The organism is Serratia sp. AS12, from assembly GCF_000214195.1.
Taxonomy (GTDB): Bacteria; Pseudomonadota; Gammaproteobacteria; order Enterobacterales; family Enterobacteriaceae; genus Serratia; species Serratia plymuthica.
This window is the reverse complement of record NC_015566.1, coordinates 4878698-4899830: the sequence shown is the minus strand read 5'-3', so window position 1 is coordinate 4899830 and position 21133 is coordinate 4878698. Positions and strand designations below refer to the sequence as shown.

Annotated in this window: 18 protein-coding genes; 3 read left to right on the top strand and 15 right to left on the bottom strand. The window is 55.4% G+C overall.

Annotated features, from left to right (window positions below):
• Nucleotides 1-49 precede the first annotated feature (49 nt).
• Together SERAS12_RS22635 and SERAS12_RS22630 are read left to right on the top strand one after the other, a co-directional pair.
• Nucleotides 50-472 carry a CidA/LrgA family protein gene (locus SERAS12_RS22635; RefSeq protein WP_013814724.1) on the top strand — a complete coding sequence of 141 codons (423 nt, stop codon included), beginning with the start codon at nucleotides 50-52 and terminating at the stop codon, nucleotides 470-472.
• Entirely contained in the window at nucleotides 465-1154 is a 690-nt protein-coding gene (locus tag SERAS12_RS22630; protein WP_013814723.1) for an LrgB family protein, read from the top strand. The genes SERAS12_RS22635 and SERAS12_RS22630 overlap by 8 nt, the downstream gene beginning before the upstream one ends.
• A 47-nt stretch (nucleotides 1155-1201) precedes the next feature.
• On the opposite strand, the gene SERAS12_RS22625 is transcribed toward SERAS12_RS22630, so the two are convergent.
• The 15 genes from SERAS12_RS22625 to SERAS12_RS22555 all read right to left on the bottom strand — a co-directional run bounded on the left by SERAS12_RS22625 (nucleotide 1202) and on the right by SERAS12_RS22555 (nucleotide 18598).
• Nucleotides 1202-5143, bottom strand: coding sequence for a non-ribosomal peptide synthetase (locus SERAS12_RS22625; protein ID WP_013814722.1), 3942 nt, complete (start codon nucleotides 5141-5143; stop codon nucleotides 1202-1204).
• Between the two features lie 649 nt (nucleotides 5144-5792).
• Nucleotides 5793-6488 (bottom strand): CTP synthase, encoded by a 696-nt coding sequence (locus tag SERAS12_RS22620; protein WP_013814721.1) that lies wholly within the window; start codon nucleotides 6486-6488, stop codon nucleotides 5793-5795.
• A 127-nt stretch (nucleotides 6489-6615) separates the two neighbouring features.
• Nucleotides 6616-7536, bottom strand: coding sequence for a kdo(2)-lipid IV(A) palmitoleoyltransferase (gene lpxP / locus SERAS12_RS22615; protein ID WP_004948702.1), 921 nt, complete (start codon nucleotides 7534-7536; stop codon nucleotides 6616-6618).
• A gap of 361 nt (nucleotides 7537-7897) precedes the next feature.
• Nucleotides 7898-8194: a DNA-binding transcriptional regulator Fis gene (gene fis / locus SERAS12_RS22610; RefSeq protein WP_000462905.1), complete on the bottom strand. Its 297-nt coding sequence runs from the start codon at nucleotides 8192-8194 to the stop codon at nucleotides 7898-7900.
• Nucleotides 8195-8215: 21 nt separating this feature from the next.
• The gene (gene dusB / locus SERAS12_RS22605) at nucleotides 8216-9181 is read right to left on the bottom strand and encodes a tRNA dihydrouridine synthase DusB (RefSeq protein ID WP_004948691.1); all 966 of its coding nucleotides are present in this window, start codon (nucleotides 9179-9181) and stop codon (nucleotides 8216-8218) included.
• A gap of 386 nt (nucleotides 9182-9567) precedes the next feature.
• Nucleotides 9568-10302 carry a carbonic anhydrase gene (locus SERAS12_RS22600; RefSeq protein WP_013814720.1) on the bottom strand — a complete coding sequence of 245 codons (735 nt, stop codon included), beginning with the start codon at nucleotides 10300-10302 and terminating at the stop codon, nucleotides 9568-9570.
• A 190-nt stretch (nucleotides 10303-10492) separates the two neighbouring features.
• Nucleotides 10493-11374 carry a 50S ribosomal protein L11 methyltransferase gene (gene prmA, locus SERAS12_RS22595; protein WP_013814719.1) on the bottom strand — a complete coding sequence of 294 codons (882 nt, stop codon included), beginning with the start codon at nucleotides 11372-11374 and terminating at the stop codon, nucleotides 10493-10495.
• A gap of 11 nt (nucleotides 11375-11385) precedes the next feature.
• Nucleotides 11386-12831, bottom strand: coding sequence for a sodium/pantothenate symporter (gene panF, locus SERAS12_RS22590; protein ID WP_013814718.1), 1446 nt, complete (start codon nucleotides 12829-12831; stop codon nucleotides 11386-11388).
• Nucleotides 12821-13063 carry a YhdT family protein gene (locus SERAS12_RS22585; RefSeq protein WP_013814717.1) on the bottom strand — a complete coding sequence of 81 codons (243 nt, stop codon included), beginning with the start codon at nucleotides 13061-13063 and terminating at the stop codon, nucleotides 12821-12823. The genes panF and SERAS12_RS22585 overlap by 11 nt, the downstream gene beginning before the upstream one ends.
• Nucleotides 13064-13216: 153 nt before the next feature.
• On the bottom strand, nucleotides 13217-14566 hold the full coding sequence (gene accC / locus SERAS12_RS22580) for an acetyl-CoA carboxylase biotin carboxylase subunit (RefSeq protein WP_013814716.1): 1350 nt from the start codon (nucleotides 14564-14566) through the stop codon (nucleotides 13217-13219).
• A 10-nt stretch (nucleotides 14567-14576) separates the two neighbouring features.
• Nucleotides 14577-15044, bottom strand: a complete 468-nt coding sequence (gene accB, locus SERAS12_RS22575; protein ID WP_013814715.1) for an acetyl-CoA carboxylase biotin carboxyl carrier protein — start codon at nucleotides 15042-15044, stop codon at nucleotides 14577-14579.
• A gap of 32 nt (nucleotides 15045-15076) precedes the next feature.
• Nucleotides 15077-15529: a type II 3-dehydroquinate dehydratase gene (aroQ, locus tag SERAS12_RS22570; protein WP_004948665.1), complete on the bottom strand. Its 453-nt coding sequence runs from the start codon at nucleotides 15527-15529 to the stop codon at nucleotides 15077-15079.
• 241 nt (nucleotides 15530-15770) lie between these two features.
• Complete coding sequence (gene msrQ, locus SERAS12_RS22565; protein ID WP_013814714.1) at nucleotides 15771-16370, bottom strand: protein-methionine-sulfoxide reductase heme-binding subunit MsrQ; 600 nt, start codon at nucleotides 16368-16370, stop codon at nucleotides 15771-15773.
• Complete coding sequence (gene msrP, locus SERAS12_RS22560) at nucleotides 16371-17372, bottom strand: protein-methionine-sulfoxide reductase catalytic subunit MsrP (RefSeq protein WP_013814713.1); 1002 nt, start codon at nucleotides 17370-17372, stop codon at nucleotides 16371-16373.
• 248 nt (nucleotides 17373-17620) lie between these two features.
• A complete protein-coding gene (locus SERAS12_RS22555) occupies nucleotides 17621-18598 on the bottom strand; it encodes an MDR family oxidoreductase (RefSeq protein WP_013814712.1) in 978 nt (325 codons plus the stop codon).
• Between the two features lie 307 nt (nucleotides 18599-18905).
• Between SERAS12_RS22555 and csrD the strand changes: the two genes are divergently transcribed.
• Nucleotides 18906-20837, top strand: coding sequence for an RNase E specificity factor CsrD (gene csrD / locus SERAS12_RS22550; protein ID WP_013814711.1), 1932 nt, complete (start codon nucleotides 18906-18908; stop codon nucleotides 20835-20837).
• The last annotated feature ends 296 nt before the right edge of the window (nucleotides 20838-21133 follow it).

The window sequence follows — 21133 nt, the reverse complement described above, 5'->3', positions numbered from 1 at the left end:
TCCTGGCCGCGTATACTGCAAACCTTGAATTTTTTTGAGGTTATCTTCCATGTCATTGGCGTTACGCCGTGCAACCCCCTCTCTGTTGACCCGCCTGCAGGTGCCGGTGCAGGTTGTTTTGTACGCGGTGCTGTTTCTGATTGCCGACCGGTTGGTAAAGCAATTTCATCTGCCGCTGCCCGCCAACATTGTCGGCATGCTGATGCTGCTGGCGCTGATCCTGCTGAGGATTTTACCGTTGAGCTGGGTCAGGGCCGGTTCACGCTGGCTGCTGGCAGAGATGCTGCTATTTTTTGTCCCGGCGGTGGTGGCGGTGGTCAACTATGCCCAGTTGCTGATGGTGGAAGGCTGGAAGATTTTTTTGGTGATTGCGATCAGTACCATGCTGACGCTCGGCGCAACCGGGCTGGTGGTCGATCGGGTATACCGCCTAGAGGTTTGGCTGCAGAGACGGAAACAGCGCGATGAATGATTTTATCCTTAGCCTGGCCTGCTTTCTGGCTACGCTGGCGTTGTACTTCGCCAATAAGAAGCTCTACCGTCGTCATCGCACTCTGCTGCTGATGCCGTTGGTGCTGACTCCCATGATCCTGGTGCTGCTGCTGGTGGTGACGCATATATCGTATCAGGATTACATCGGTGAAACGCACTGGTTGCTGTGGTTGTTGGGGCCGGCGACCATCGCGTTTGCGGTGCCGGTTTATGAAAATTTGCATATTATCCGCCGCCACTGGCTGTCGCTCAGCGCCGGGGTATTGACGGCGGTTTTAGTGGCGGTTTACAGCTCGGTATGGCTGGCGCGGCTGCTAACGTTGCCGGAAGAGGTACAACGCAGCCTGGCGGTGCGTTCCATCACCACGCCGTTTGCGCTGGAGGCCGCCAAACAGATGGGTGGCCAGCCGGATTTAGTGGCGCTGTTCGTGGTGATTACCGGAGTATTCGGCATGGCGGTGGGGGACATTCTGTTTCTGCGGCTGGCGGTGCGCAGCAGCCTGGCCAAAGGCGCCGGGCTGGGGGCGTCGTCGCACGGTGCCGGCACGGCGAAAGCCTATGAAATGGGACAGGAAGAAGGCGTGGTTTCCAGCCTGGTGATGATGTTGGCGGGGGTTATCACGGTGATCGCTGCGCCGTTGATTGGGCAGTTAATGTGGTAAGTCTGTCGATGGAGGTCTGCGGCGACGAGCGCCGCAGACCTGTCATATCAATGAATGTCGTCGAGCATCATCGGTGAACAAGTAGATTCGCGCAAGGCGCGGCCAATCTCATCATGGCTGGAGATAATGGAGTTATGGTTGCAGGCCAGTGGATGCACGTGCAGATGCCGACTAATCGCCGAAAGGCCGTTGTCGGCGATCGCCAGTAATTCCCGTTCATCGCCGATATCTGCGAGGTCCAGGTTTGTATCCTCGGTGGCCTTGAACAGGATGATCCGCGCATGCTGCAGCGGTGCGCTGAGCGTTTGTTTCGCCAGCGCCAGCTCCGTCGGTTCCGCCTTCAGCGCTCTGTCGGCCGCCTCGCCATCGATGCCCAACATTGCCAGCATCGGCGCCAACATGCCGGGTTCACTGCGGATTTGGAACTGTGTTCGGTAAAACGTATCGAGTAAGAACAGCTGAATGTCGCGGTAGCCTAGGCTCTCAAGCTGGGCGGCCATTTCCAGCGCAATCAGCCCTCCCAGAGACCAACCTAACAAGCGTACGGGATGAGAGGGCGACAGCCGCATATGGCCGAGATAGTACGATGCCAGTTCGCGCAGTGAAGTGATGTGCGGTTGCTGGAACAGGTTGTAATTGTTGACCCCGAAGACATTGAAATCCTTCTCCAGAGAGTTCGCCAGATCGCGATAAACATCGCAGCCGGTGACGGCCGGATGAATCATCCAGACGTTGTCGGCGCCGGGCGAGCGGTTCAGACGTTTAATCTGCTTGAAATTAAAGCTGGCCTGGTTCAGGTTGGCCAGCAGTTGTTGCAGCGGTGCGGGAGCCGCCAGCGTTGTTTCGGGGGTAACACCCCCGGTGAGGATGCGCGCTTGCCGACGCAGGGTGGGGTGCGCAAACAGCGTTTTGATACTCAGCGCATATCCGCTGCGTTTCAGCTTGATCAGCAACTGAATGGCGTGCAGCGAATGGCCGCCGAGCGCGAAAAAGTCGTCATCCAGGCCGATGCGTTCTGCGCCAAGCAGCTCTCCCCAAAATGTGGCAAGCTGCCGCTCCTGCGGAGTCTGCGGCGGTTCATAAGGCACCGTATCCTGCAACGGAGTAGGGGCCGGCAGGGCTTTGCGATCCAGCTTGCCGTTAGGGGAGAGTGGGAATGCCTCCAGCCGGATATAACTGGATGGCACCATATAATCCGGCAAATGTTGCTGCAACTGGCGGCGCCAGTCGGTGGGGTGCGCGTCTTTATCCGGCGCGATGACATACGCCACCAGGCGTTTCCCGCCATGGGCGTCTTCTTTTGCCAGGATCGCGGCGTCTTCCACGCCGGCGCATAGTCTCAATTGCTGCTCAATTTCCCCCAACTCAATGCGTACGCCATGGATCTTGACCTGGAAATCGTTCCTGCCCAGATATTCGATATTGCCATCCGCCAGCCAGCGCGCAAGGTCACCTGTTTTATACAGGCGCGCCTGAGGGTCGCGGCTGAAAGGATCGGCAATGAAGCGTTCCGTGCTTAATTCCGGTCGATTCAGGTAGCCGCGGGCAACCTGAATACCGCCGATATGCAATTCACCGGCGACGCCGGGCGGCAGTGGCTGCAACTGATTGTCCAGAATATAGAGCTGAGTATTGGTGATAGGCTTGCCGATCGGCACCAGTGCCCGTTCGTCATCGAGACGACAATGCCAGCTGGAAACATCCACAGCCGCCTCCGTCGGGCCATAGAGGTTGTGCAGTTCCGCCTGCGGCAATTGCCGCAGGCAGCGCTGTACCGTGGCGAGCGGGAGAGCTTCGCCGCTGCACATGATGCGCCGCAAGGCGTTGCACTGCGCCATGTCGCCATGCCGTAAAAACAGTTGCAGCATTGAGGGAACAAAGTGCAGCGTGGTGACGCCGTGTTTTGCGATGCAGGCGCTCAGATAGTCCGGATCCTGATGGCCACCCGGTTTGGCGATGGCTAGCCGGGCGCCAACCATCAGCGGCCAGAAGAATTCCCAAACTGACACGTCGAAGCTGAACGGCGTTTTTTGCAACACCACATCCTCCGGCGTCAGCGGATAAGCTTGTTGCATCCATAACAGGCGATTGATGATCCCACGGTGTTCATTCATCACCCCTTTGGGTTTCCCCGTCGAACCGGAAGTATAAATGACATAGGCCAGGCTGCGCTGCGGATCAGAAGCCAGTGGCGCAAGGTTGTCCGCCGACGTGTGCCGCCAAAGATGGCTGTCGCGCTGCAGATGCAAACGCGGCACTGTGATGTCGCGGAGCGGGTGCAATGCGTGTTCGCCGCCGTCGTCGATCAACACATATTTAGCGCCGCAATCTTGCAACATATGGCGCAAGCGATCCTGCGGGTAATCGGGATCGAGCGGTACATAAGCTGCGCCCGCTTTTAAAATGGCGTACAGGGCGATCACCATTTCCGGTCCACGGTCAACGCAAAGCGCAATACGATCATCCGGTTGCAAACCTTGCTGCCGCAGGAACGCGGCAAACCGGTTGGCCTGCTGATTCAATTGACGATAGCTGATCGAATGGTGTTCGTAGCAGAGGGCCGGAGCGTCCGGTGTGCACTCTGCCTGCCGTTCCAAAAACTGATGCAAACTCTGCGGCATGTCCGCCCAGACTTGATGCGTATTATTCCATTGGTGGAAAATCTGCTGCTGTTCGTTTGGCAGCAGCAGCGGCAGTTTCCCCACTGGCAGTGCCGGATCTCCGTCCAGCACTTCGTCGAGTAACCTTATGATGCGGGCGGCGATGCGCTCGCCATCCTCGTGGCTGAACCAAGCCTGATTGAGGTTAAATTCCAGCAAGGGATCCTCGCCAGGAAGATAGTGGCGCAGGTAGATGCCCAGCGGCAATTGTTCATGGCCATGGTGCATATTCTCAACCTTAAACTGGCTGCCTTCCAGCTCGATATCGGTAGGGAAAACTTCCAGCGAAAAACTGATATCAAACAGCTGACGCCTTCCTTGTTGGTGCAGATTTAAGTGACGGTTAAGCTCGGCAATCGGGAAGCGTTGATGGCGATAGCATTGCCGCAATTCGCCGCCAATTTGCCGCAGCAGGTCGGCGAAGGAGTGCTGCAGATCGACGTTGATACGCAGTGGGATCATGGAAGAGAACATCCCCAGCGTTTGCTTATGATCTGCGGTGCTGCGGTTGTGAACCGGAACGCCCAAAATGACGTGCTCCATCTGCCAAATCCGGGCGAACCAAAGGGCAATCAAGGCGGTGAAGAAATGCATCGCCGAGCTACCCCGTTCGGCCGCATAGCGCTCCAGTTGAAGAAAACGCTCGTGCGGCAGACGTTTGATAACTTGGCTGCTAGGGTAGGTTTGCTGCTCGCAGTAATTCTGACGGCGCTCCAATATTGGAGACGGGGCCGCGGCAAAGCGTTGCAGCCACCAGTCGCGGTCGCGTTCATAACGTGATGACTGCTGATAGGCCTGGTCGCTGACGACGAAGTTTTGGTAACAAGAGGCGCCGATCTGGCCTTCTTCTCCGGCTTTTAATTGCTTATAACGATCCATGATCATGCGGCTTAACAAAGAGATTGAGGTGCCATCCGCAATCAGATGATGGGACGCCAGCAACCACAGCGTCGTGGTGTCGTTCACTCTGGCGACATGACAGCGCCAAAGCAAATCTTCGTAGAGCTGATAAGGCTGAATAAATTTGCTTCGCAAATGTGTTTTCGCCTGGTTGAATGCATCATTTTCCTTTGAGAAATCATGGTAATGTAATTCAATTTGTTTTTTGAACAGCGGCTCCTGAATGACGCCTTGAGGTGCTTCTTTCAGGGTGGTTTGCAGCGCATCGTGTTGTTGCTGGATTTGGCGGATAGCCTCTTTAAACAACGGGAGTGAGATTTCCCGTTCCACATGCCATAAACACCCTACGTTATACAATGGGATCTCGGGATTCAAAGATTGGTCGAGCCACACAGCCTGTTGCACGGTTGTCAGAGAATAAGCGGACACGGAACCACCTCCATAAATTAGGAATTAATCGACTTAAATAGAGTTAGCAGTCGTTAAGTACCCGAATATTATAAAAGGTGAAAATTGAATTGGCCTGGGTTTACATTAATTTTTTTTAATTGTTACATGTAATAATGTGAAATGTTTTTATTTTAAATACAATTATTTCATTTTCATTTTTTTGAAATCCGTTCGTCAGGTCGAATATATTTTAATGATCATTATTACGATGGTAGCTAACTCTTATTTGTTTTTTGTATCCATTTGTTTATATTTGATTTTTTCTTTGTGTTTTTATGTTGATGTTAGACTTATACAGCGAGTTTCTCCTTGTGATTATCCTCCCGGGGTACCTTCGGCAGATCGCAACGTGTTGAACTTAAAAAATAATAAAGAATTATTTATACAATATTCTTATGAAGGCAATGATAAACAGGGGGGGCGGCGGGGCGCTATTAATGATCTTTTATATGACGGTAAAATTAAGTTGAGATGAATAATCCGTTATCAGACAGGTTTTAGTTAACTTTAATAAGATGGAAATGATATTAGCGGGGGTGATTAACCATTTAATTATTGGTGAGTGCCTTTTCTCGCGGCAACGCGTTGGGCTATATAGTAGCCCTCATTTTCTGAGGGCTAGAGGGTTTCAGACTTGTGCTGCGGTCTTGATCAGCTCGACCACCAGCGGCGACAGCTCATCGCGCAACGCGGCACGTTCGGACTGGAATAGCGTAGCGGCGTAAAAACGGTGCCCCGGCAGCTCTATCGAGCGCACGTCACCTGCGTGGTCATGGCTACTGATAATCAGCGGGTGTTGCTGCAGATCGGCAACGAAATCCGGGTTAACGCCGAAATTGCAGTGGTAACCTTCATGCGTTTCCAGCTTGCCGTAAGCGCGGGCGATCAGCGTGTCTGGCTGTAAAATAATGTCCCCGCTTTTTTCCACCAGCGAACAGCTCAACGGAGCGATAACCAACCGGCCGCCGGTGTCGGTTTCCGCATGTCCGGCATCGTGCCAGCCCATAACGTTACGAGCGTATTCCACAACCGCATACTGGAAGCCAGCGCAGGAGCCGAGGAAGGGGATATTCTGTTCGCGTGCATGGCGAATGGTCATAAAGACGCCATCGTCATGGTTGTACGGGCTGCCGGGTACTACCCAGATAGCATCATAATCCTGCAATACCGAGGTGTCGGTGAGGGTTTCTGTAGGCAGCCAGTGGGATTGAATATCGACGTTAAGGTGTGCGGCGGTGAGCTGGAGAGCGACGGGGATAGCCTGGTGAGATACGGCCTGGGGTTTGTAGTCACCGACCAGAGCAATGCGGACGTGAGTTTTCATCGTTTCCTTTTCCTGTGCGGGTAAAAAAAGAGGTTACAGCAAAGCCTAAGGACCGGCAGCAGGTTTTTTAAACGCAACGCACAAAAAAGCCCGGCGTTTTGGCCGGGCTGGGAAACAGAATCTGGGCTCAGTACAGCGAGGGAGCGCCGATCGGTCGGGTTTTGAAGCGGCGATGCAGCCACATGTATTGCTCCGGCGCCCGCATGATCTCTTTCTCGACCACTTTGTTCATATAGGCCGCCGCCGCAAGTTCATCGCCTATCGGGTAATCTTCCAGCGCAGGCTGGATCAACAGGTCATAGCCGCGGCCTTTCTCGCGGCGGATCAATACCACCGGAACCAGTGCCGGCTTGGCCATACGCGCCAGCATAAAGGTGCCGCTGGTGGTGGCGGCCTGATCGACGGCGAATAACGGCGCGAATACGCTGCCACGTGGGCCATAGTCTTGATCCGGAGCGAACCACACGGCTTCACCGCGCTTCAGTGCATGCACCATGCCGCGCAGGTCTTTGCGATCGAGCATGGCCTTGTTGGAGCGCATGCGGCCTTTGGTCTGTGCCCATTCCATCGCTTTATTGTTGTGCGGGCGGTACATCGCCATCATGGGCTGGCACAGCCCCATAGCACGGCCGCCCAGTTCCAGCGACATAAAGTGCACGCCAATCACCAGTACGCCGCGTTCATTCTGCTGCGCCATTTTCAGGTGATTGATGCCGGAGACGTTGAACCAGCGTTTGACACGCTTATCTGACCAGAACCAGGCCATACCGGTTTCCAGCAGGCCCATGCCAAGGGATTCGAAATTGCCGATCACTTTGCGCTCACGTTGCGCCTCGTCCATATCCGGGAAACACAGCTCCAGGTTACGGCGGGTAATGGCAACGCGACGTTTCAGGAAACGCATCGAGGTGCGGCCCATCCATACGCCGAGCTTGTGCAGCAACGGGTAAGGCAGTTGAACCAGCAGGAACAAAATGGCCAGGCCGAACCAGGTAAACCAGTAGCGCGGGTGCAGCAGGGCCGAACGGAATTCTTGTGGACGCTTCATATCAACTCATTTATGCAGTAGGGGGCAGTAATCTGTAACGCATAAAGGATCCACTCGATTGCGATACGACTACTAAGACACCCAGACATCATTATGGTTTAGCCAGATTCCATAATTGACTAAATCTTTACACTCGAAGGGGCGGTTCGCGCTGCTATCAGGCTTCGGAAGGATGGCTGTAGGCCAGCGAAGGCGGCTCCAGGAATGCGTATTGTATCACACAATACGGGTTACGAAGGAAGAGGGGCATACGAATATTCTCATTCGCATTACGCTGGGGCTGATGCGGTGTAAAGACAAAGAAAAAGGCGCTTATCGAATGAGATAAAGCGCCTTTTTTCAACAACCTGACTGACTAGTATCAGTTCATGCCGTATTTTTTCAATTTCTTACGCAGCGTACCGCGGTTGATGCCCATCATCAGAGCAGCACGGGTTTGGTTGCCACGGGTGTATTGCATCACCATGTCCAACAGTGGCTGTTCAACTTCAGCCAAAACCAGCTCATACAAGTCATTAACGTCCTGACCATTCAGTTGAGCAAAATAGTTCTTCAGTGCTTGTTTAACCGAGTCACGCAGAGGCTTTTGAGTCACTTGATCCTGTGAGTTCACGGTAGAAACGGTCAGTACGTCAGAATTTACGCGTTGTTCGAACATAGTTCTGTCAGCTCTTTTTTGTTACGCAAGATTTTCGAAATATGCCTCCAACGCCTCCAGCTGTTCGCTGGCATCCTCTATGGCGTTGAATGTGCGCCGAAACTGGTCATTCGGGGCGTGTTCCTGTAGATACCAGGACACGTGCTTACGAGCAATCCGGAATCCCTTGCCTTGGCCATAAAAGCCGTGCAATTCCCGAATATGCCCTATCAACAAGCGCTTAACCTCGCCAAGCGGCAAAGGTGGCAGCAACTCCCCAGTGTCCAGATAATGCTGGATTTCCCGGAAGATCCAGGGTCTCCCCTGAGCAGCGCGGCCTATCATCAGGGCATCGGCCCCGGTGTAGTCGAGCACTGCTCTGGCTTTATGCGGGTCAGTAATGTCTCCATTCGCGATAATCGGAATGGAAACACTCTGCTTAACTGCCCGAATGCTGTCGTACTCCGCGTTGCCGTTGAACAGGCAGGCACGGGTTCGGCCATGAATAGTCAGGGCCTGTATACCACAATCTTCGGCCAGTTGGGCAATCTCTACACAGTTACGGTGTTCTGGTGCCCAGCCGGTGCGAATCTTAAGTGTTACCGGCACATCCACTGCGTTAACGACCGCATGGAGGATCTGTTTAACCAGATCCGGGTACTGCAGCAACGCAGACCCTGCAAGCTTCCGGTTCACTTTTTTGGCCGGGCATCCCATATTGATGTCGATGATCTGTGCGCCGCCGGCCACGTTAATCCGCGCCGCGGCAGCCATATCATCGGGATCGCATCCGGCAATCTGCACGGAACGGATCCCTGGTTCATCGCTATGTACCATACGCAGACGCGACTTATCCGTCCGCCATACCTCCGGATTGGAGGAGAGCATTTCGGATACAGCCATCCCAGCACCCATTGCATGACATAGGGTTCTAAACGGGCGATCTGTAATGCCGGCCATAGGGGCCGCAATCAAGCAATTTGTAAGCTGGTGGTGTCCAATGCGCATAGACAAAGAGTAACCATACTGTGTCCGCAAGGGCGCGTATATTACGCATTTTTGCGTTGAGATGAAAGGCCAAACTTTGACCAATTCGCCGTTATCGGGCAGAGAAAAGGGGCTGCGTCAGGTTTTATAAAAATATTGTATATATTTAACAATGAGTTGACTTTAATTGATTGTTTTTAGCGCAATAAAATATTCCCGACACAACAGAATTTTATCTGCAATCAGCGCGGATTCCACTGGAGAACGGTAGCAATATACGGTGTTTATCAGGGTATTCCGTTGAGAATAGGCTGAATTACGCTTAACCGCCTTGCGCGGGGATCGGCTAAACAGGTGTTTGTTCGCCGCCGGGGGGCAAAACCGGCGGTGAAACCCTGTGGATGACCTCAGTCGATGATGACCCGGCCATTCAGCGGCTGTATCGGGCGGTTGTTCGCATGCCGGACTGCGTTCTTGAATTGAGCAATCTGTTCGGCCGACGCGCTAACGGGTTTACCCAGCACCATCCAGCTAACGCCTTCGGAGCAGGGTGGGGTGGTCAGCGAACCGCTGAAGCGATAGAAGTTAAACTGCTTCGGCAACAGGGCCTGGATATCCAGCGGAGCGCTCAGCACGGCGGCTTGATTGACGGTGGTCGGTATCTGTTGCCAGGCCTTCGCCAGTTGCGCGTTTGCCTTGCCTTGTTGGAACATCAACGCCAGCACCGCCAGTTCACCGTCTTTGCCTTTATAAACAAAGTGGGCTTCCAGCGGGAACTGTTTGCCGTCAATTTCGTTTTCGCTCGGGGCATGGAAGTGGAACTGCTGCAGCGTGAAGGTGCTGCTATCCAGTACCAATGTATTGCCGCCGCTGACGTTGACCTGCACGGTGTGGCCGTTGTTGACGATCTGCTGCTTGCCTGGCTGGAATGCCAACTGCAATTGGGCGTGGTGGGTTTCCAGGGCGCCCTTGATATTGATCGGCGACTGATTCTTACCGGTTTCACACAGCGAAAAATCTGGGGAAAGTTTGCCCCAATGCGCCGGATCTTCCTGGCCATCATAGCTCCAATGCGTCTGTTCAGCCGCAGTGACCGAAAAGCTGCCGGCTAAAAGCGCGGCAATCAATAAATGACCTTTCATGTTAACTCCCTTTAAAAACGACAGTATGAGATTTGCCTGAATTGTCGCCGTCACCTCAGGGGGCGTTGGCGCTAGGGAGAGAGAATACACCTACTAACTGTATGTATAAATCAGTCAGGCTTGAGGGAAATAAAAAATCCACCGGAAGGGGGGAGCTTCCGATGGATTTTTGCATGAAAGGGCGGTGTGATTAGTTACGCTGGCCGGTGATGCGGCACCATTCTTCGCGCTCTGCGACCGGATCGAGCGTGAATTTGTCTTCATAGGCTTCCGCTACGCTTGCCGCCTGGGTGGCCAGCACGCCGGACAGGCCCAGATAGCCTCCGGACTTCGGCAGGCAGCCGATCAGCGGCGCCAGCTCGCGCAACGGGCCGGCCAGGATGTTGGCGACCACGACGTCTGCCAGCAGGTCGGTCGGTTGGTCTTTCGGCAGATACAGCTCCAGACGCTCTGAAACGCCGTTACGCTGCGCATTGTCGCGGCTGGCCTGAATGGCTTGGGGATCGATATCGATGCCGATAGCGCGTGCTGCACCGAGCTTCAGCGCGGCAATCGCCAGAATGCCGGAACCGCAACCGAAGTCGATAATGGTTTTTCCGGTCAGATCGAGGCTGTCCAGCCACTGCAGGCACAGCGCAGTAGTTGGGTGAGTGCCGGTACCAAATGCCAGGCCCGGGTCGAGCATCACGTTGACCGCGTCCGGATCGGGCACGTCGCGCCAGCTCGGGCAGATCCACAGGCGCTCGCCAAAGCGCATCGGGTGGAAGTTATCCATCCACTCGCGTTCCCAGTCCTTGTCTTCCAGCTGTTCTATCTTGTGGCGGAAGCCGGCGCCCAGCAATGGGTGTTGCTCCAGTATCGCCACCACTTCAGCCATGTCGGTTTCAGCGTCGTACAGCCCGATCACATCGGTATCGCCCCACAGCAGGGTTTCACCCGGCAGCGGCTCGAACACTGGGTTGTCGTGGGTGTCCTGGAAGGTCACCGATACCGCGCCGCTTTCAACCAGCGCGTCGCTCAGGTCTTCCGCCTGGCTGCCGGTGGTGTTCAGTTTTAGTTGGATCCAAGGCATAGCAATTCTCTTTAAGAGGGTAATGATGACGTCACCCGACGCTTTTCGCCGACGACGTTACCGATATAAAACGCCAGCAGGCTGAGTAACAACGAAGGCACGATGGGGTGCAACCCCGCCAACTGCAGCTTGAAGCTGGCCAATAGCGTATAGCATACCGCACCCGTCACCATTGAGCTAAGCGCTCCCTGCGCGTTGGCGCGTTCCCAGTACAGGCCAAGCACCAGCGGCCACAGGAAGACCGCTTCCAGGCCACCAAACGCCAGCAGGTTCAGCCAGATGATCATTTCCGGTGGTCGCCAGGCCGCCAGCAGCACCAGCAGGCCAAGGATCAACGTGGTCAGGCTGGAGAAACGCTTGATCAACCTTTCGTTCTGCATTTGCTGCGGACGCACGCCAAGATAGAGATCTTTGACGATAGTGGCGGAAGATTGCAGCAGTTGGGCGTTAATCGTCGACATGATTGCCGCCATCGGTGCGGCCAGGAAAATGCCGGCGGCGTACGGCGGCAGCACGGTGATCATCAGCGTCGGGATCACCTGATCGGGGATCTTCAGATCCGGCAACACCGCGCGGCCCAGCGCGCCGGCCAGATGCATGCCGAACATCAGCACCGCCACCACCATGGTGCCGAGGATAATGCCGCGATGCACCGCTTTGCTGTCTTTGTATGAGATGCAGCGCACCGCGGTATGCGGCAGGCCAATCACGCCGAAGCACACCAGGATCCAGAACGATGCCATAAAGGGCAGGCTGAGGATCTGCTCGCCGCCCTCCGGTGATACCAGCGCCGGGTCGATCTGTTGCAGTTTGTCCACCGCGCTGTGCAGGCCGCCGGCGGCGTGGATCACCGCAACCAGCAGCAGCACGGTGCCAAGAAGCATCACCAGCCCTTGCATGGCGTCATTGAGCACGCTGGCACGGAAGCCGCCAAAGGCGGTATACAGCGCGATGCTGATGCCGAAAATCAGCAGGCCGGTGTCGTAGGGTATACCGGCAGCGGTTTCCAGCAGGCGCGCGCCACCGATAAATTGCACCGTCATGGCGCCCAGGAAAGCCACCAGCAGGCTAAGACTGGCCAACCATACCAACAGGCGGCTTTGATAGCGGCCGTACAGCATGTCGTTCAGGGTGATGGCGTTATAGCGGCGCGCCAGAATGGCGAACTTTTTGCCCAGTACGCCGAGCGACAGCCACACCGCAGGCAACTGGATCATTGCCAGCAGCACCCAGCCCAGGCCGTATTTATAGGCGGCGCCGGGGCCACCGATAAACGAACTGGCGCTGATATAGGTGGCGGTCAACGTCATGGCCAGCACAAAGCCGCCCATTGACCGGTTACCGAGGAAATATTCGCTGAGGAAGTTGCCGCTCTGACGCCGGCTGTAAGCATATACCGACAGCCCGAACACCAGCAGCAGATAGGCGATCAACGGCAGGATCACTTCAGTTTGCATCGCCATCCTCCAGCGAAATATCGCGGAACACGCCGCGTACCATCAGCCAGCACAGGCCGATAAACAGCAGCGGTACCAGCAGGCACGCCATTTCGAACCAGTGCGGCAGGCCGGTGATGCCGGCATCGCTGTCCGGCAGATAGGCCGCCAGCGACCAGGCCAGCAGGTAGAGCAGCGTCAGCCACAGCGCCCAGCGCGCTTCGCGGTGTGCCTGAATAAAGCGTTTGTCCATCAGTGTCTCCCACAGGTCTAGGGTGAGGGATGTATCAAAGGTAGGGAATTTTACGGCATGTGGGCGTTTTGCCAAGCCGTTACTGGCCTGAAACGAAAAAGAAAAAGGCCGGTGATTAACCGGCCTTCTGTCAGGCAATGCGAGTAGCCTGCCTTAGGTTTCCTGCAGACCCAGCTTTTTCTCCAGGTAGTGGATGTTGGTGCCACCGTGCTGGAAGTTTTCGTCGCTCATGATCTTTTGCTGCAGTTCAACGTTGGTTTTGATGCCATCGATGATCAGCTCAGCCAGGGCGTTCTTCATGCGGGCAATGGCCACGTCACGGTTTTCACCGTAAGTGATCAGTTTGCCGATCATGGAATCATAGTACGGCGGTACGGTATAACCGGCGTAAATATGAGATTCCCAACGCACGCCGAAACCGCCTGGCGCATGGAAACGGGTGATCTTGCCCGGGCTCGGCAGGAAGGTGTTCGCGTCTTCGGCATTGATACGGCATTCCACCGCGTGGCCGTGAACCTTCACTTCGTCCTGTTTGATCGACAGCGGTTGACCGGCAGCGATGCGCAGCTGCTCTTTGATCAGATCCACGCCGGTGATCATTTCGGTCACCGGGTGTTCAACCTGAATACGGGTGTTCATTTCGATGAAATAGAACTCGCCGTTTTCATACAGGAACTCGAAGGTACCTGCACCGCGATAACCGATTTCCACACAGGCCTTCGAGCAGCGCTCGCCGATGTAACGGCGCATTTCGCTGGTGATGCCCGGTGCTGGTGCTTCTTCAACCACTTTCTGGTGGCGACGCTGCATGGAGCAGTCGCGCTCGGCCAGATAGATGGCGTTACCCTGGCCGTCCGCCAAAATCTGAATTTCGATATGACGTGGGTTTTCCAGGTATTTCTCCATGTAAACCATGTCATTGTTGAATGCCGCTTTGGCTTCAGCTTTGGTCATGGCAATGGATTGCTCGAGATCTTTGTCGCTGCGCACTACGCGCATGCCACGGCCGCCGCCGCCGCCGGACGCCTTGATGATCACCGGGTAGCCGATGCGCTTGGCGAAGGCACGGTTTTTGTCCATGTCATCGGTCAGCGGGCCATCGGAGCCAGGAACGCAAGGCACGCCGGCTTTCTTCATGGCGTTGATCGCAGAAACCTTGTCGCCCATCAGGCGGATGGTTTCGGCTTTCGGGCCGATGAAGATAAAGCCGGAACGTTCGATCTGCTCGGCGAAATCGGCGTTTTCAGACAAGAAGCCGTAGCCCGGGTGGATCGCCACTGCGCCGGTGATTTCCGCCGCAGAGATGATGGCCGGGATGTTCAAATAGCTTTTTACCGAGGGCGCAGGACCAATACAGACGGTCTCGTCAGCCAGCAGTACGTGTTTCAGATCGCGATCGGCTGTGGAGTGCACGGCAACGGTTTTGATGCCCAGCTCTTTACAAGCACGCAGGATACGAAGCGCGATCTCGCCGCGGTTGGCGATAACAATTTTATCAAGCATGTTCGCCTCGTTATTCGATGACGACCAGTGGCTCGTCAAATTCAACCGGTTGGCCGTTTTCTACCAGAATAGCTTTAACAACGCCGGATTTGTCCGCTTCGATCTGGTTCATCATTTTCATGGCTTCAACGATGCACAGAGTGTCGCCGGCGTTTACTTTCTGGCCGACTTCGATGAAGGCTTTCGCATCCGGGCTTGGCGTGCGGTAGAAAGTGCCTACCATTGGGGAACGGACGATGTGGCCACTCATGGCCGCCGGTGCCGCAGGGGTTTCTGCAGCAGGCGCGCTGGCAACGGCGTTAGCCAAAGCTGGCTGCTGCTGAGGCTGCATGGCATAGGCCTGTGGCATCATTGGGTAAGCCTGCACCGGAGCGGCACGGCTGATGCGAACCGACTCTTCGCCTTCAGAGATTTCCAGTTCAGAAATGCCTGATTCTTCAACCAGTTCGATCAGTTTCTTGATTTTACGAATATCCATGAGTGTGATTCCGTACTCTTTTTGCGTAGCAATTAGTGGGTTTTTGACAGACGGTTAACCGCTGCCTGTAAAGCAAATGTGTAGCCATCTGCGCCGAGGCCGCAAATCACGCCTACCGCAACATCGGAGAGGTAGGAATGATGGCGGAAAGGCTCGCGGGCGTGCACATTGGAGAGGTGGATCTCGATAAACGGGATCTGCACCGCCAGCAATGCATCACGCAGCGCCACGCTGGTATGCGTGAACGCGGCAGGGTTGATCAGAATAAAATCTGTGTTGCCGCGTGCCTGATGTATGCGATCGATAAGCTGATACTCGGCGTTGGATTGCAGATGGCTCAGGGTGATATCCAGCGCGGATGCCTGGTTTTCCAATCCGTTAACTATCTCTGTCAGCGTCGTGCTGCCGTACTTCTCCGGCTCACGCGTCCCCAGCAGATTCAGATTGGGGCCGTTCAGAAGCAAAATGTGAGACTTGTCTGCCATTGTGCTGGTATCTCCGGCAATAAAACCATCATCGTAGAAAATAACCCGATGTCACCGATTTGTCACCTGTTAAGGGGGAAATTCACCCTGTGAACAGGAGCAAGGCCGGGCATTATAACGATATCGTAGCAATTCGCAGCTAAATACTGGTCTTATCAGCGAAGATATTCAACCCTAAATCAGCAAACTGACGATGGCGTTATCGCATTATGAGGGATAGAACACAGAAAAGTTCCGCCCTTTAACGCCACCAATTGCGGAATTTCTTGTATCGCAGCGCCAGCAGCAGTATAGCCAACAGAGCGTAAATGAAAGGCTGCGGCGAAAAGGTTTTTACCGACCACAGGTAGTGAATCGGTGCCAGTATCGCCGCCAGATAGACGAAGTTATGCAATGTCTGCCATTTGGCACCCAGTTTGCGCATGGCCCACAGCGTAGAGGTGGCGGCTAGCGCCAGCAGAATCAGCCAGCTGATAATGCCGAGTGTCAGATAAGGGCGAGTCACCAGTTCGCGCCCCAGAAGACCGATATTGCTCAGCCCCAACTCAAGCGTCGAATAGCTTATCAGATGCAGCGTGCCCCAGGCAAAACACCACAACCCCACCAGGCGGCGACAGCGGATCAGCAGCGGTTGGCGGGCATAGCGCGCCAGCGGGGCAATCATCAGGGTCGACAACAGCAGTTTCAGCGTCATCCTGCCGGTAAAATGCTGAATATCCTTGGCCGGATCGGCGCTGAACCAGCCCTGATCCACCGCCAGCACCAGCCAGAGAAAAGGCAGGAATGCCGCCAGATAAATAGCGACCTTGATCCCTTTGATGTGAGTCGGCGTTAAACGCACTTAGAAATTCTCCCGCAGATCCATCCCGCGATACAGCGACGCAACCTGATCGGCATAGCCGTTGAACAGCAGCGTCGGCTGACGTTTGACATCCAGAATGCCGCCGGAGCCGATAAAACGCTCGGTCGCCTGCGACCAGCGCGGATGATCGACGTGCGGGTTCACGTTAGCGTAGAAACCGTATTCATTGGGTGCGGACTCATTCCAGGTCGTCGGCGGTTGATCGCGCACCAGGCGAATATGGACAATCGATTTAATGCCTTTAAAGCCGTATTTCCATGGGGTGATCAGCCGCAGCGGCGCGCCATTTTGCGGCGGCAGCGTTTTGCCGTACACGCCAACGGTCAGCAGCGCCAGCGGGTTCATGGCCTCATCGAGACGCAGCCCTTCGACATACGGGTACTTCAGGCCGCCGCCGATAAAACGATCCTTCTGGCCCGGCATCTGTTCCGGATCGTACAGCGTCTGGAAGGCGACATAGCGCGCATTGCTGTTCGGCTCTGCCAGTTTGATGAGTTTACCCAGCTCAAAGCCAATCCAGGGAACTACCATCGACCAGGCCTCCACGCAGCGCATGCGGTAGATGCGCTGTTCCAGTGGGAAGCGTTTGATTAAATCATCGATATCCAGCGTGATCGGTTTACCGACTTCACCGTCGATGCGCACTTTCCAGCCTTCGGTTTTCAGTCCGCCGGCATTGGCGGCGGGATCGGCCTTATCGAGACCGAATTCGTAGAAATTGTTGTAACCGGAAACCTTGTCTTCGGGCGTCATGGCCAGTTTCGCCTGCCAGGCGGGCGGCTTGCTGAACGCCAACGGCTTGCCTGCCGGAGCTTTGGGCCGATCGTTACCTTTGAACCATGACAGCACATCGGCCTGCGCATTAAGCGGCAGCGCCAACGACGCGGCGGTGATACCTAACGCCTGCAGCACTTTGCGCCGCTGATAAAACACAGTCTCGGGCGTGACGTCGGCCTCGGTCAATTTTGGGGATTTGCTCATGGTGTTTTTCTCCGCATTTTTACCCGTCGCCTTGCAAAATTGGGCGTTCAAACCTGCTCCGGTCAGACTGACTGTAGGGACGAGTCTATTCGCCCCGATGAACGCGGGCGCAGTATGCCGCGCCCCTGCAATACGCTGGGGTATATAAAGGTAAGCATGGCGTGAAAGCAGGGCTTATGCGAGAGGCGGCAGGAAAATATGAAATTTCGCAGGGCGGGTTTCCCCCCGTTGCCGGGGGGCGGACAGATTTAGCGGATCTTCACCAGCGTGCGGCCGGTGACTTGGTTATCCAGCAGCGCTGCGGCGGTGGCCGGCGCCTGTTCCAGCGTAATTTCCTGCGTGGCCTGCTGGTAGAAGCTGTCCGGCAGGATACCGGCCAGGCGTTCCCAGGCAGTTTGGCGGCGGTGCAGCGGGGCGTGTACCGAGTCCACACCCTGCAGGCGTACGTTGCGCAGAATGAACGGCATCACCGTGGTTGGCAGGTGGTAACCACCAGCCAACCCGCAAGCGGCGACGACGCCGTTATAGTTCATCTGCGCCAGCACCCGTGCCAACAGGGTGTCGCCGACGGTATCTATCGCACCGGCCCACAGTTGTTTCTCCAGCGGACGTGGCGCTTCCAGGTAGCCGCTACGCGACAGCACCTCTTTGGCGCCCAGCGCTTTCAGGTAGTCGACGTTGCTTTCGCGGCCACTGATCGCGGTGACGTGATAGCCCAGGGCCGTCAGAATGGCGATCGCCGCGCTGCCAACGCCACCGCTGGCGCCGGTCACCAGAATGTCGCCGTCATCCGGCCGTACGCCGCCTTCTTCCAGCGCCATCACGCATAGCATGGCGGTAAAGCCGGCGGTGCCGAGGATCATCGCCTTGCGTTCATCCAACCCGTGCGGCAGCGGCACCAACCATTCGCCGGATACCCGGGCCTGTTCTGCCAGGCCACCCCAGTGATTCTCGCCGACGCCCCAGCCGGTGAGCACCACGCTCTGGCCCTCTTTAAAGCGCGGGTCTCGGCTGTCACGCACCGTACCGGCGAAGTCGATGCCCGGCACCATAGGAAATTGGCGGATGATCTTGCCTTTGCCGGTGATCGCGAGCGCATCTTTATAGTTAAGGCTGGACCAGTTGACGTCGATCGTCACATCGCCATCGGGCAGTTGATCGCTGCTGATCTCTTTGATGTGCGCCAAAGTTTGCTCGTCTTGTTGTTCCAATAACAGTGCACGCATGTCACTCTTCCTCTCGTTATCACTTTTGCCATATATGGCTGAATCAGATTTATTTGACTATATGCTTACTAAGGCACTTATGCCCTGATAAAGGGCAAAAAATGACGTTTTAAGGTTTTCTTCGCAGGCCAGGCTTGATAGGTTGAGCAGCACGATTTACTGCCTGATGTTGACGGACCGAGTGCAGTGAAAAGTCAGTTATTAATTAAGAAATCAAGGTATTGAGTTGCATTCATTTGAGCGGATTCGGGGCCTTTATACCTCCAAAGGTGAAAATTCACGTAACCATAACGGACAAGGCACAGGGATGCGATTTACCACTAAACTGTCTGCGCTGATCACCCTGCTTGTTGCTCTGGCGATGTTTTTGATGCTGATGGGGTGTTCATACAGTTTCTTCTACGTGACACAGGATCGTCTGGAGCGCCGCTTCGATTCGCTGGTGACGTCGCTCGATCAGTCAATGCTGCATGGTTCCCCCGATGAACAGCAACAATGGTTGCCGCTGGTGATGCGCCCGCTTGGCATCGTGGCCGTCAGCGTCGATAGCGGCCGCACCAATCTCTTCACTTATAAACTGCCGGCTTTGAAGTTGCCCTGGGATTTGCTGAACGGCTGCCGGCAGGTTTCCCGGCCGTTGCTGCAGCACCCGGGCAGTTCGCTCCACATTACCTATATCGATCCATTCGTCAGCGATGTGCGCTCGCTGCAATCCACCGGGGCTGTCACGCTGTCGATCGTCGCGATGGTGGTGATTTTGTTGTTCAGCCTGCGCTGGCTGCGTGAGCAGGCCGAGGGAGAAGATCGGCTGGAGCGCCGTGCGCGCCGCATTCTTAACGGTGAACGAGAAAACGTGATGCAGGGCGATGTGCGCGAATGGCCGGCCAACGTCAGCGGTGCGCTTGATCGCCTGCTGGCGGATTTGGCGGAAGCGCGTGAAGCGCGCAGCCGGGTCGATACGCTGATCCGCGCCTTTGCCGCACAGGACGCAAAAACCGGGCTGAACAACCGATTGTTTTTTGATAACCAACTGGCCACTCAATTGGAGGAGGAAGGCTCGCACGGCATTGTCATGATGGTGCGGTTACCCGATTTCGATACGCTGCGGGAAACCCACGGCAACTCGGCGGTGCAGGAACTGATGTACTCGCTGGTCAATCTGCTGTCGACCTTCGTGATGCGCTATCCGGCGGCGCTGTTGGCGCGCTATTTCCACAGTGATTTCACCGTGCTGTTGCCGCACCGCACGTTGAAAGAGGCGGACGGCATTGCCGCACAGTTGGTGAATGCCATTGATGCACTGCCTTCAACGGCGCTTATCGATCGCGAAACGTTCTTGCATATCGGCATAGTGGCGTATCGCAGTGGGCAAACCCCGGAGCAGGTGATTGATTACGCGGAACAGGCAACGCGTCACGCCACGTTGCAAGGGGAAAACGGCTGGTACGTTTACGACAGCCAGGTGCCTGAAAAAGGGCGCGGCAGTGTTAAATGGCGCACCCTGCTGGAACAGGTATTGGTACGAGGCGGCCCACGCCTGTATCAGAAACCGGCGGTAACGGTGGAAGGGGACGTTCATCACCGCGAGATCATGAGCCGGATTTATGATGGAACCCAAGAGCTGCTACCCTCGGAATATATGCCGCTGGTGCAGCAGTTGGGGCTGGCCGAAAGTTACGATCGTCAGCATATCAGCCGCATTCTTCCCTTGTTGGCGCTGTGGCCGGAAGAGACGCTGGCATTTACGCTTTGTGTCGATTCATTATTGCAGCGCAGTTTCCAGCGCTGGCTGCGCGATACCCTGCTACAGTGTGAAAAAAACCACCGTCGACGAATTCTGATTGAACTTGCAGAGGCAGACGTGTGTCAACATATCGACCGTTTGCGACCGGTGCTGAGATTGCTTTCAGGATTGGGGTGTCGTCTTGCCGTTTCTCAGGCGGGGCTAACCGTGGTCAGTGCCTCTTATATCAAGTCCTTAGCGGTAGAGATCGTCAAACTTCACCCGGGTTTAGTGAGGGGAATTGATAAGCGTGATGAAAATCAGCTGTTCGTTCAGAGCCTGACCGGTGCCTGCGAAGGCACCCGTGCCAAGGTGTTTGCCGCCAGCGTGCGGACGAACAACGAATGGCAGACGCTGAAAGAACGTGGGATCCTTGGCGGGCAAGGTGACTTTTTTGCGCCGCCGGAGCCGATAGACGTGGGGCGCAAAAAATATTCGCGTCGTTATCGCGTTTAACCTGAATGCCTGGCAAAAATTGACGTAGAATGAGCGCCAATTCATCCGGGCTATCTTATCTGTCATTTTGGGATTATCCCCAAACTGCCTGCGACAAGAACGCCTATTTGATATAGGCTCTTGTCAGTCCTTTTCTGTTGTACGTTGGTAGGTGCTTACCACCCGCGTCAATCAGGGAATATGTTAGATTTTATGAGCTGTGTTACGCCGTTTTGTGCGCTGACAGGGTGGTAAACTGAGCCTTTGTTCAGGGAATTCAGGCCTCATCCAATTTCCGTGCATTCGAGCAGAAACAA

Coding starts and splice junctions, on each gene's coding strand:
- msrP (WP_013814713.1), bottom strand. CDS start 17,372: ATGAGCAAATCCCCAAAATTGACCGAGGCCGACGTCACGCCCGAGACT.
- SERAS12_RS22600 (WP_013814720.1), bottom strand. CDS start 10,302: ATGAAAGGTCATTTATTGATTGCCGCGCTTTTAGCCGGCAGCTTTTCG.
- panF (WP_013814718.1), bottom strand. CDS start 12,831: ATGCAAACTGAAGTGATCCTGCCGTTGATCGCCTATCTGCTGCTGGTG.
- SERAS12_RS22620 (WP_013814721.1), bottom strand. CDS start 6,488: ATGAAAACTCACGTCCGCATTGCTCTGGTCGGTGACTACAAACCCCAG.
- prmA (WP_013814719.1), bottom strand. CDS start 11,374: ATGCCTTGGATCCAACTAAAACTGAACACCACCGGCAGCCAGGCGGAA.
- SERAS12_RS22555 (WP_013814712.1), bottom strand. CDS start 18,598: ATGCGTGCACTGTTATTGGAACAACAAGACGAGCAAACTTTGGCGCAC.
- dusB (WP_004948691.1), bottom strand. CDS start 9,181: ATGCGCATTGGACACCACCAGCTTACAAATTGCTTGATTGCGGCCCCT.
- SERAS12_RS22585 (WP_013814717.1), bottom strand. CDS start 13,063: ATGGACAAACGCTTTATTCAGGCACACCGCGAAGCGCGCTGGGCGCTG.
- SERAS12_RS22630 (WP_013814723.1), top strand. CDS start 465: ATGAATGATTTTATCCTTAGCCTGGCCTGCTTTCTGGCTACGCTGGCG.
- csrD (WP_013814711.1), top strand. CDS start 18,906: ATGCGATTTACCACTAAACTGTCTGCGCTGATCACCCTGCTTGTTGCT.
- SERAS12_RS22635 (WP_013814724.1), top strand. CDS start 50: ATGTCATTGGCGTTACGCCGTGCAACCCCCTCTCTGTTGACCCGCCTG.
- fis (WP_000462905.1), bottom strand. CDS start 8,194: ATGTTCGAACAACGCGTAAATTCTGACGTACTGACCGTTTCTACCGTG.
- accB (WP_013814715.1), bottom strand. CDS start 15,044: ATGGATATTCGTAAAATCAAGAAACTGATCGAACTGGTTGAAGAATCA.
- aroQ (WP_004948665.1), bottom strand. CDS start 15,529: ATGGCAGACAAGTCTCACATTTTGCTTCTGAACGGCCCCAATCTGAAT.
- lpxP (WP_004948702.1), bottom strand. CDS start 7,536: ATGAAGCGTCCACAAGAATTCCGTTCGGCCCTGCTGCACCCGCGCTAC.
- accC (WP_013814716.1), bottom strand. CDS start 14,566: ATGCTTGATAAAATTGTTATCGCCAACCGCGGCGAGATCGCGCTTCGT.